10 protein-coding genes are annotated in these 10,613 nt (G+C 37.5%); 3 read left to right on the top strand and 7 right to left on the bottom strand.

The genetic code is table 11. The annotated features are described in order from the left end of the window. The 3 genes from ACQR30_RS12975 to ACQR30_RS12965 all read right to left on the bottom strand — a co-directional run. Positions 1–826 (bottom strand): F0F1 ATP synthase subunit A (locus tag ACQR30_RS12975; protein WP_429735778.1); only part of this gene is annotated, 826 nt, incomplete at its 3' end. A 127-nt stretch (positions 827–953) separates the two neighbouring features. Then, positions 954–1,352, bottom strand: a complete 399-nt coding sequence (locus ACQR30_RS12970) for a DUF1634 domain-containing protein (RefSeq protein WP_429735776.1) — start codon at positions 1,350–1,352, stop codon at positions 954–956. A 1-nt stretch (position 1,353) separates the two neighbouring features. Further along, positions 1,354–2,190, bottom strand: coding sequence for a sulfite exporter TauE/SafE family protein (locus ACQR30_RS12965; RefSeq protein WP_429735774.1), 837 nt, complete (start codon positions 2,188–2,190; stop codon positions 1,354–1,356). Between the two features lie 196 nt (positions 2,191–2,386). On the opposite strand from ACQR30_RS12965, the gene ACQR30_RS12960 reads away from it, so the two are divergent. From ACQR30_RS12960 to ACQR30_RS12950, 3 genes are all read left to right on the top strand, one after another. Beyond that, complete coding sequence (locus tag ACQR30_RS12960) at positions 2,387–3,109, top strand: type III pantothenate kinase (protein ID WP_429735772.1); 723 nt, start codon at positions 2,387–2,389, stop codon at positions 3,107–3,109. Between the two features lie 596 nt (positions 3,110–3,705). After that, on the top strand, positions 3,706–4,281 hold the full coding sequence (gene lptC / locus ACQR30_RS12955; protein ID WP_429735770.1) for an LPS export ABC transporter periplasmic protein LptC: 576 nt from the start codon (positions 3,706–3,708) through the stop codon (positions 4,279–4,281). A gap of 157 nt (positions 4,282–4,438) precedes the next feature. Further along, positions 4,439–5,698 (top strand): hemolysin family protein, encoded by a 1,260-nt coding sequence (locus ACQR30_RS12950; protein WP_429735768.1) that lies wholly within the window; start codon positions 4,439–4,441, stop codon positions 5,696–5,698. 130 nt (positions 5,699–5,828) lie between these two features. On the opposite strand, the gene ACQR30_RS12945 is transcribed toward ACQR30_RS12950, so the two are convergent. The 4 genes from ACQR30_RS12945 to lipA form a co-directional block, all read right to left on the bottom strand. Next, positions 5,829–8,228 carry a thiamine pyrophosphate-dependent enzyme gene (locus tag ACQR30_RS12945; protein ID WP_429735766.1) on the bottom strand — a complete coding sequence of 800 codons (2,400 nt, stop codon included), beginning with the start codon at positions 8,226–8,228 and terminating at the stop codon, positions 5,829–5,831. A gap of 75 nt (positions 8,229–8,303) precedes the next feature. After that, positions 8,304–9,011, bottom strand: a complete 708-nt coding sequence (locus ACQR30_RS12940; RefSeq protein ID WP_429735763.1) for a DUF3307 domain-containing protein — start codon at positions 9,009–9,011, stop codon at positions 8,304–8,306. Beyond that, the gene (locus ACQR30_RS12935; protein ID WP_429735760.1) at positions 9,008–9,616 is read right to left on the bottom strand and encodes a winged helix-turn-helix transcriptional regulator; all 609 of its coding nucleotides are present in this window, start codon (positions 9,614–9,616) and stop codon (positions 9,008–9,010) included. Before ACQR30_RS12935 ends, ACQR30_RS12940 begins: the two co-directional genes overlap by 4 nt. 66 nt (positions 9,617–9,682) lie before the next feature. Then, positions 9,683–10,612 (bottom strand): lipoyl synthase, encoded by a 930-nt coding sequence (gene lipA / locus ACQR30_RS12930; protein WP_429735757.1) that lies wholly within the window; start codon positions 10,610–10,612, stop codon positions 9,683–9,685. Between the last annotated feature and the right edge of the window lies 1 nt (position 10,613).

Raw genomic sequence — 10,613 nt, 5'->3', positions numbered from 1 at the left:
CCAACATATTGGAAAAGAGACGAATCATCAATGCAATGGGATTAATAATTAAAGATATCAATTCAATTGGAACCAAAATAAATTTCACGGCAGTAGGAACCCCGGGTGGATTGAAAAGGTGACCCCAGAAATATTTTTTACTACTAAACAGCATCACAATAAATGCTACGACTGCCAAACAACAAGTTACTGCTATATTACCCATAAGATTGGCGCCACCAGGGATAAGCCCCATCATATTACCTAGCCATATAAAGAAAAATATAGTCAATATCAATGGCATAAAAGTATTTGCTTTTTTGCCTAAATTAGGAACGGCGATCTCATCTCTTACAAAGATAATGACCGACTCTAGCGCATTTTGAAAACCACTTGGCGCTTTGGCCGAACCATTCTTCTTGTATTTTTTAGCAGCACCTATAAAGATAATGAACAAAAGAAGCACCGATCCCAACATCGCCAAAACGTTTTTCGTAATCGATATATCATATACTTTTGATCCATCAGCAGCAACGACCTTATTATCTTTATCTAAAGAATATCCATTGTAAGATACTTCACCATGTTCAAACCTAGAAGCCATAAATGCAGAGAAGCCTTTAGTGGGGCTGTATAAGATTACCGGCAAAGGGAAAGACGCTTCAAATTCACCTACTTTAAAGAGATGCCATTCATGCGAATCGCTAATATGTCCAAAGATTTCCTTGGAAATATTCATTTTGCTGCCATCTTCCTTGGATTCAGCGGCTTGTGCCTGAAAAGAAAATGAGGTTAAAATTACGCTGAAAAGCAACGCGAACAACCGTTTCACATATTTCGAAGCCATACCTTTCCTAAATTTTCGGCAAAGATAAGCCTTGCATTTAGAAAAATTGAATTTAACACAAAAAAATTTACGTAAATGCATCTGCCCTGATTAATCGCCGTGGAACAATTATTGAAATATAATAATATTATCCACCAAAACCGGTAATGATACTAGTAATAATAATGAGTAATACGATAAATGAAATAAGTACATACAGCCTGTCCCCTTCCAATTTAAAGGCGAATAGGGAAAAGATTACTCGAGAGAGTGGCGTCGCTATCAGTAGCAAAATGCCTAGTTCAATAATATAATATCCGTGGCCACTGGTAACTCCCTTAAAAGTATTTTTAAATAATTGTACAATATTCTCGTCTTTTTCAACAAAAGGCCTATTCTGAAATAGGTTTGTTTCGCTGCCGTGCCTGTATAAATAAAGCATTCCGCCTACTAGAGCAACACTCATAGATAAGTAAACCCCGTATCGCAGAATGTAACCAATAATTTGCGAAATGTCTTTGTCTTTAATTTTGTGTAATTGACTCATCTTATATATTTCCTGTAAACCCTTTATAAATCATGTCGATTGCGACCAATAATACAATAAAAGCGAATACCAATCGCAATTTATGCGTATTTGACTTCAACAATATTTTTGCACCGACTATCGCACCTAATAAAACGCCAATTACGACAGGCATACATAATTGAGGCGCGATATAGCCTCTTTGCAAATAAATACATGCACCGGCGGTTGCCGTAACACCGATCATAAAATTGCTGGTGGTCGTTGATACTTTAAAAGGTACATGCATGATATTATCCATAGCAATCACTTTCATAGCGCCGGCACCAATACCTAGTAGGCCAGAAAGAATGCCCGCAAACATCATCATAAAGAATCCACCAAAGACATTTTTAACACCGTATTTCACTTCTCCTTCCTGCGTCGGGTAACTTCCACTCAATTTGAAACGCTGCCCCATCTTGCTGCAAACAAGCTCCGTAATTTCCTTTTTTTTTCGCAAAGAATTAATAGCCGACACAATCAATATTAGCCCAAAAATAATGGCAACTATAGTTGTAGGAACTAATTTAGAGGCTACCAGCAATGCACCAACCACCGCTCCCATTGTCGTAGCAATTTCCAAAAACATGCCAATACGCATATTGGTAACACCTTCCTTTACATAAGCGGCAGCTGAGCCAGAAGAGGTAGCTATTACTGCAATCAATGCCGTTCCTATAGCGTAATGTAAATCCACACCCAGATAGCTTAATAAAGGGATTATGATAACACCGCCACCTAATCCGGTAAGTGATCCTATCAGCCCGGCAAAACACGCGCCGGTAAAAATAATGATGGTAAAACTTAGAACTGTCATGTTGCAAATGGGTTGATTACAATTGTATTACAATTGTAATGCAAAAATACTATGCAGTAGTGGACTAATTTTGTATGCTATAATACACACAATTAAAATTGGACGGTCGCCTCCAAAGATGATTATGTTTTTCAATTAGAATTGAACGGAAAACCCGAAGTTTGCTGAACCATTATATTATTGTAAACAAAAGAAAATGAAAAAAACACTTTGCTTCGATTTTGGTAACAGCCGTTATAAATGTGGAGTGCTCGAAAATGGCGTTTTTATAAGAGAAATTATCTTAGACGGGTCTGCTGAAGAAATCAAAACTTTATTAGAAAAAGAAAAACCTCAAAAAACTATATTGTCATCGGTGGTTTTGCATGACGAAAAAGTAGATGAAATACTGGCTACCAATAGTCATTTTCACAAAGTCTCCTATCACAGTAATCTAGATATTAGTGTGCCTTCAGGGCAAGAAAGAACCGTAGGCTCAGACAGATGGGCAATGCTCGTCGGTGCAGTGAACCTGTTCCCTAAGCAACACAATTTAATTATAGGCTTAGGCTCTTGCATAACTTTTAATTTCGTTAATAAGTTTAATCAGTTTTTAGGGGGGGCTATCTCCCCCGGATTAAATATGCGATTAAAATCACTACAACATTACACGGCACAACTTCCTTTAATTGAACCCGACTGGAATTTTCCATTAATTGGTTACGATACACGCACAAATATCTTAAGTGGTGTAATTGGCGGAATGAGTAAAGAAATTGATGGGGTTGTTGATGAATATAAAACTAAATATAATAAATTTAACGTACTTCTCACCGGCGGAGATTTGCCGTTTTTTGCCTCACATATCAAAAACAAAATATTCTCCGATCCTTATTTAATCTACAAAGGCTTATACCTTATCAGCGAAAAAAATGCGTAAAAACAAAATATAGTTCTCATTATCAGTTTCTTTAATATTTACGGTCGGCAACTATACGCAAGAAGAGAATTTGTCTAATTAAACAATATACTATCATGAAAAACGGCGGACTCCAGGCAACATTCGCGGACGCTCGCAAAAAATAGGCAATTTTTCTATAGGTGCAAATCTTGATTCCAACTTAGATAAAAACGCAAGCATAAATTTTTTAAAAAAAGTTTAAAAATACCGTTTGGAGGAGAGATTAAGTAGGAAATTAAACAAAAACGGAATAAGACGTTGCCAATAGATGGTTCGATGCCCCCTGACATTTCGCCCATCACCTGTCACCTTTGACCTGGCGGCATTCACACGAGTAAAGATAATTTCTCATTAAATAATAAAGATTATAAAATCAATGTAATAACTTTAGGGCTTGGATTTATGAGAAGAAATTTCAACCGCCCCTCAAGTCAACATAGTTTTGTAAACACATCAATCAAAAATTGGTGATAGAGGTGGGAGTAAAAAGAACCATACAAAAAATTTCTTTAAATTCTCCGTAGGCTTTTCTCTAAGTGACCATTGGTTTACCAAAAGAATGTATTCATAAAATTATGACACCTCCTTCAAAAAATATTTTTAGAGCATTCTGCTATTTTTTAGCTGGCTGCTTTTTTTTAATGTCTTGCGAAAATGACATCAACGAAGTAAAAGCACTAAACAACCGCGGCATTAATACAGAAGAGGCAACTGATATCGAAAGCTACTTGAGTATCGGCGGAAAAATAAAAGGAAAACTTACAGCGCCTTTAATGATTAGTACAGCAAAAGATACAACGAGTATGACTTTCCCAAAATCTTTGCATGTATCATTTTTTGATTCCACAGGATTGCCCACAAGTTTTGTATATGCTAAATATGGCGTTTATTACAAATCACTTCGTAAAGTTTTACTGAAAGACAGTGTGATAGCCACCACCATTCAAGGTGACACATTAACCACCAGTGAGTTATGGTGGGATCAAAATACGCAGGAAATATATAGTGACAAACCTTCTTTACTCAAACAAGCAGATCATAGCTATATTCCCGGACAAGGAGGCTTTCGGGCCAAGCAAGACTTTAGTGAATTTACATTTAATAATACCAATAATGGGATTATTAAGCAGGATAGCACCATGAGTTTTTAATAGCTAAATGTCGAAAAATGTCGGGTAATTGCATATTTCATTATTACCCAGATTCTATATCCATTGCCAGCCCTTTTTAAATTTTTGGTTGGATATCCAATTAATTAAAGATTTAGATTAATTTAGCTTCATTGTTTTTGATTTTTAAACATCACCTATGACCCAGATAAGTGCACTAGTGGGCATTATTATTACACTTTTGCTCATCCTGTTTTTTGCAGGAATGGAAGCCGCCTTTTTGACAGCTAACAGATTAAATATCGAACTAAAGAAAAAACAGGGTATAAGTGAAGGTATTTTGTCATCACGCTTCGCTGATAATCCTACTTCTTTTATTGGTACCAGTGTTTTTGGCACGCTCTTATCATTGGTTTTTTATGGTCTGTTTTTCAACGATTTCTTCAATAATGTATTTTGGCAGAAGACAAGTTTTCACAATGAAAATTTGCAGCTTTTGTTCAACACAGTTATCTCAACCGTTTTTGTTGTTTTCTTTGGAAGATTTTTAGCAAGGCTTTTCTTCAACCGAAATGATAAATTATTTCATAGCTTGCTCTCTTTCTTCAGTATATTTTTCAACCTATTCAACAAGCTTATAAAGCTGTTCCTGAGTTTTTCTAACGGAATACTTAAATACTTATTCAACATTCGTTTAAAACCAGACAAACAACCATTTGGTCGTATGCAGGTCGAGCACTTGTTTCAACAAGCTAAAGATGCAGAAGGTATTAGCAACCAAGATTTGAATACCTATTTATTTGAAAACGCGCTCACCTTACCCAATATCAAGATAAGGCAGTGTTTGGTTCCACGCACTGAGATTATGGGCGTTCCCATCGATACGACTATTGATAACTTGCAAAAAGAGTTTATAAAAAATACCCAAAGCAAATTGATTGTTTACGAAAAATCGATAGACAATATTTTGGGCTATGTAACGCAGCAAAGCCTTTTTGCCAATCCTCTTTCTATTCGCGAAATACTGAAAACGATCTTTACCGTTCCGGAAAGCATGAGTATAATAGATTTACTCACGCGTTTCTCTAAGGAACGCAAGAGTATTGCGTGGGTTGTAGATGAATTTGGAGGTACTGCAGGTATAATTACAGTTGAAGACATTTTAGCAGAATTGTTTGGCACAACGCAGACAGATTTGAATAAGGATTTATTGGTGGAACAAAGAGTAGCCGAAAATGAATTTGTATTCTCTTGTAGGTTAGAGTTGGCATATTTGAACGAAAAATACAATTTTCAATTCCCAGAAAATAAATCCGAAACACTCTCTGGTTATATTATTAAAGAGCATAAAGGTATTCCTAAACAGAAAGAACGTATTTTTATCGGAGATTATGAATTTGATATTATCAGTGTTACAGATACACGTATTGGCACTGTCAAAATGCGGATTCTACGTTAAAATTTCGCTTAAAAATACATCAATATAGGACACAGTCCGTGGTGAGACAGCCCCGAAAGTTTTCTATTTGCCTGCATTCAAAATCTAAGTGGCTAGCGGATTATTTATTACCCTATAGCATAACACTAACTTATTCTGCCATCATTTCTCTTATCACATCAATAATTTCTTCTACATTGGGTTTGCTAAAATAATCTCCATCACTACCATACGCGGGCTTATGATTTTTGCCGGTAATGGTTCTCGGGGCGACATCCAAAAAGCGGTACCCGCCTTGCTCTTCCATCACTTTATTTACCATATAAGCAGCTGCACCACCAGGCACATCTTCATCTACAAAAACAATCCTATTGGTTTTTTCCAAAGATTTTTTAATCGCATGATCCACATCAAAAGGCAATAAAGTTTGCACATCCATAATTTCGCAGTGAATATTCATTGCGGCAAGTCTTTGTGCTGCCTCTTGTATAATTCTTAAAACAGAACCATAAGAAACAATAGTCACGTCACTCCCTTCTCTAATAATTTCCGGGATTCCTAAAGCAACAGTATACTCCAAAAGATTACTGGGTAATTTCTCTTTCAACCGATAACCATTTAAGCACTCTATCATCAAACCGGGAGTATTGCATTTCAATAGCGCATTGTAAAGGCCTACCGCCTGTGTCATATTCCTGGGCACACATACATAAAACCCACGAAGTGCATTTACAATCATTCCCATTGGAGAGCCACTGTGGAACATGCCCTCCAAACGATGTCCGCGTGTCCGTACAATTATAGGGCAACTTTGTTTGCCAGCCGTCCGATAGTGAAGTGAAGCCACATCATCACTCATAGGCTCCAATGCATACAATAAATAATCAAGGTATTGCACTTCTGCAATTGGTCTTAATCCACGCAAAGCAAGACCGATACCCTTACCCATTATAGATAACTCACGAATACCGGTATCGAAAATTCGCTCACTTCCGTGCTTTTCCTGTAGGCCTGCAAATCCCTGATTTACATCACCTATTTTTCCTAAATCTTCTCCAAAGGCAATTACTGAGCTATTATTTTCAAACAGTTGATCGAAATATTTATTTAGAATCTCAAACCCATTTATAAGCCCTGCATTGGGCAAAATATCGGCGGCAACTGCTTTTACCTTTAATCCTGATTTAGCACCCTCATCGTATTGGTATTTATCATATAATTCATTCCATTCTTTTTTCTTCGTTTGATAGTAGGTCATCAAATCCGCAGCAATAGTCTTATCATAATTTACCCACTCCAAAACTTGCGCAACTGTGCTCAAAATATCTTTGCGCAAAGGCTCTTTATTCGCTAAAAGTTCATTGACAACTGAGGCTATTTTTTCCTTAGTCGTACTATTGTTTACCTCGATACTATTGACAAGAGCAACTGCTTTTTGGCGTTCCTCCTTAATAGGATTAATATAATTTGCCCAAGCTCTATTGCGACATTCTTTTACTTTTTGTTTTGCATCGAGTTGTATTTTTGCCAATTCTTCTTCATTTGCAATACCCGTTTGGACCATCCATTCTTTCATTTTCTTAATACAATCCCAATTGCGCTCCCATTGCAGGCGTGCTTGCGATTTGTAACGTTCCTGACTTCCAGAAGTGGAATGCCCTTGTGGCTGCGTAATTTCCTGAATATGAAAAACGGCAGGTACATGGGTTGTCCGTATTTTATCAATAGCAGTCTCCAATGTTTCACACATACTCGCATAATCCCAACCTTTCAAAGCATAAATATCTATACCATTTGTATTTTCGTCTTTTTGAAAACCGCGTAAAGCCTCTGAAATAGAGCCCTTGGTTGTTTGTTTCACAGTCGGCACAGAAATACCATAGCCATCGTCCCATACAAAAACAGCTAATGGAACTTGCAATACACCGGCAGCATTAATAATTTCCCAAAAATGTCCTTCTGAAGTCGCGGCGTCGCCAATTGTCGCGAAACAAACTTCATTTCCATTCGCAGAAAGATGCCGATATTTTTCTTGCTGCAAAGCGGGATTGTTGCGAAATTGCTTAGAAGCAAAAGCTAGTCCCAAAGCGCGTGGCATCTGCCCGGCGGTTGGCGCCATATCCGATGCTGTATTTTTCATTTCCACAAGCGAAAGCCAGTTTCCATTCTCGTCCACATTTGGGGTAGTAAAATGACTTACCATATTGCGCCCACCACTATGTGGTTCGTTTACGGTATCTGCATCGGCATACATTTGTGCAAAAAACTGTTCAATATCCGCCATACCTGTGGCAAAAGCAAAAGTCTGATCTCTATAATACCCTGAACGAAAATCACCTGGCTTAAAAAAACGTGCTACCACTACTTGGGCGATTTCTTTCCCGTCGCCAAAAACACCGAATTTAGCTTTGCCGGTTAATACTTCTCTCCTTCCTAACAACCCTGTTTCACGACTTTCTACAGCTATTTTATAATCATCTAAAACAGAAGTTTTAAAGTCCTCGAAAGAGAGCATATCGTTATTTTCCACATTCATTTCTTGCTTTTCCATTTTATAAAAATAGTAATTTTTTAGGTAAGAATAAATTTGAGATAATCAAATAAGGAATTCAGGTAAAGATGTCTTTTAACCAATCAAAAAATAGGCTGTACCAGTAAGCATCGCTATTCCAAAACTCAGCAATGTGCCAATCATCACATATTCTGTTAACTTACGATCACGTGCTTCCTTTAAATCACCAAATCGAAAAATCGATTTGGTGGCTAGCAGAAAACCAATGCCTTCCCAATGATGCGTAATGATGAAGAAAAAGACAAAAAGCCTTTCTAAAATACCAATATATTTCCCCGCGTTTTGCAAGGAAGAAGTCTCCAAAGAATTGTTATAAGCAGGGGTCCAAAACGAAATAATGGTTTTGATAAATACCCCGGTAGGTGCGGTCAATAAAACAATGCAGGTAATCAAGGTAATATTTTGATTATTCCACAAAGTCGTCAAATCTATAGCCTGATTTTGCCAAATCAAACTAATAAAAATAAGTATTAAAATATGTGCGAGTTGATCTATCCAAAACCATTGTCTTTTGTTCTTTTGCTTCTGAAAATATAGCTTAGACAAATCAATAATTAAATGCGAAAGCACAATTACAATCGCCCATTTGTAAAACTGCATATCGGCAATAAAAAGTAAAGACAACAATCCATGTAGCAATACATGAAAATATAACTTTGGACTGCCAACTTTTAACCGTTCCTTCTCGTGTACCCAGGCGTTGGGCTGCAATACAAAATCGCCTAAAAGATGTGCCAATAAAAGCTTTACAAAGATCATCATAAGGAACGAATTTTTTCTTTATAAAAATCAATTAATTGAATAAGCAAATCAAAATTAGCTCGCTTTAATCGCTGGCTAACCGCCGACTGCTGAATATTGAGTCGTTGCGCCACATCGGTTTGAGAAAGTGCTGGGTTGTTTAAAAACAGATAAACGATTTCCGCTGAAACAGCTGTCCATCCATCAATATTTACCAATGCCCATCTTAATAGTAAGTCCATTTCCTTATCAAAAAATTCGTTCCCCGAAACAATGGACAAGCTTAATTTTTCCTTTTTTAATTCGTCAAACTTTCTTCCTGAATTGACAAAAGCGGATCCGTTGGATTCCGTAATTTTGCGTGCATTCAATGTTTTATCACCCAAACCAATGGCGATACGTACATCTATGTTTTCGTATGATTTTATTCGTGATTTTATTTGAAATGCCGTAAGTAAAGCATCTTCGGCATTAGAGAGCTGCAATTGAAACTCATCTCCCCGATATATCTCCCAATCCTTTGGGGTGTTACCTTTGGTCGCCAAAACAGATTTCAGCGAATTGAGCCAAATAGTCTTTTCTTGTCCTCTTGAATTGATAATATCCCCAGTTAAAACGGCTATCATTTTACAAATATAAGCTATTAAGCTAATAATTTAAAATATAAGCCAATTAGCTTATAAAATAGATATTTAAGCAGAAGCCACTTTTTCATCCAACCATTTATTACGGCCATAGCCCGGCAAAACGTGGCGTTCACTATGATAAGAAGAACGTACCAGTGGGCCGCTTTCGACATAATCAAAACCAAGCTGATAGCCAATCTCACGCAACTCAGCAAACTCGTCCGGATGAACAAAACGAGCGACAGACAAATGTTTTTGCGTAGGTTGCAAATATTGACCAATCGTTACTACGTCTACTTTTACACCGGCCAGGTCTTTCAGCGTTTCAATTACTTCCTCCTTAGTCTCACCCAGACCTAACATAATACCTGATTTGGTGCGCACCCCACCTTCCTTCAAGATACGCAAAGTATCCATACTTCGACGATATTTAGCTTGTATACGCACTTGTCTGGTCAATCTTTCCACCGTCTCAATGTTATGTGAAATAATATCCGGAGCAGCATCAATCACACGTTGTATATTTTCTGCGTTAGCCTTAAAATCCGGTATGAGCGTTTCTAATGTAGTATTTGGATTCAACCCTTTAACGGCTTTGATTGTATTGTGCCAAATGATAGAACCCATATCCTTCAACTCATCTCTATCAACGCTCGTAATCACTGCATGCTTTACTTTCATTAAATGAATCGCTTCGGCGACACGTTGGGGCTCGTCCCAATCTACCGCTAACGGTTTCCCGGTAGCGACAGCACAAAATCCACAACTGCGCGTACAAATATTCCCTAAAATCATAAAAGTCGCCGTACCTGCCCCCCAACATTCACCCATGTTGGGGCAATTGCCACTTTCACAAATGGTATGCAATTTATGCTGATCTACCAACCCACGCACATGCTTGTATTCTTCTCCAATAGGTAATTTCACCCGCAGCCAGTCGGGCTTTTTAGTGCGCGGCTTTTCTGCTGCCGGAGTTGAGCAGGGTGATGAGGGTATA

Origin of the sequence: Arachidicoccus sp., from assembly GCF_050436765.1 — a bacterium.
Lineage (GTDB): Bacteria > Bacteroidota > Bacteroidia > Chitinophagales > Chitinophagaceae > Arachidicoccus.
The sequence above is the reverse complement of the archived record's forward strand: the minus strand, read 5'-3'. Positions and strand labels throughout refer to the sequence as shown.

What these genes read in the sequence shown, in the direction of transcription:
- ACQR30_RS12970 (WP_429735776.1), bottom strand. Translation starts at nt 1,352, where the DNA reads ATGAGTCAATTACACAAAATTAAAGACAAAGACATTTCGCAAATTATT.
- ACQR30_RS12965 (WP_429735774.1), bottom strand. Translation starts at nt 2,190, where the DNA reads ATGACAGTTCTAAGTTTTACCATCATTATTTTTACCGGCGCGTGTTTT.
- ACQR30_RS12960 (WP_429735772.1), top strand. Translation starts at nt 2,387, where the DNA reads ATGAAAAAAACACTTTGCTTCGATTTTGGTAACAGCCGTTATAAATGT.
- lptC (WP_429735770.1), top strand. Translation starts at nt 3,706, where the DNA reads ATGACACCTCCTTCAAAAAATATTTTTAGAGCATTCTGCTATTTTTTA.
- ACQR30_RS12950 (WP_429735768.1), top strand. Translation starts at nt 4,439, where the DNA reads ATGACCCAGATAAGTGCACTAGTGGGCATTATTATTACACTTTTGCTC.
- ACQR30_RS12945 (WP_429735766.1), bottom strand. Translation starts at nt 8,228, where the DNA reads ATGGAAAAGCAAGAAATGAATGTGGAAAATAACGATATGCTCTCTTTC.
- ACQR30_RS12940 (WP_429735763.1), bottom strand. Translation starts at nt 9,011, where the DNA reads ATGATGATCTTTGTAAAGCTTTTATTGGCACATCTTTTAGGCGATTTT.
- ACQR30_RS12935 (WP_429735760.1), bottom strand. Translation starts at nt 9,616, where the DNA reads ATGATAGCCGTTTTAACTGGGGATATTATCAATTCAAGAGGACAAGAA.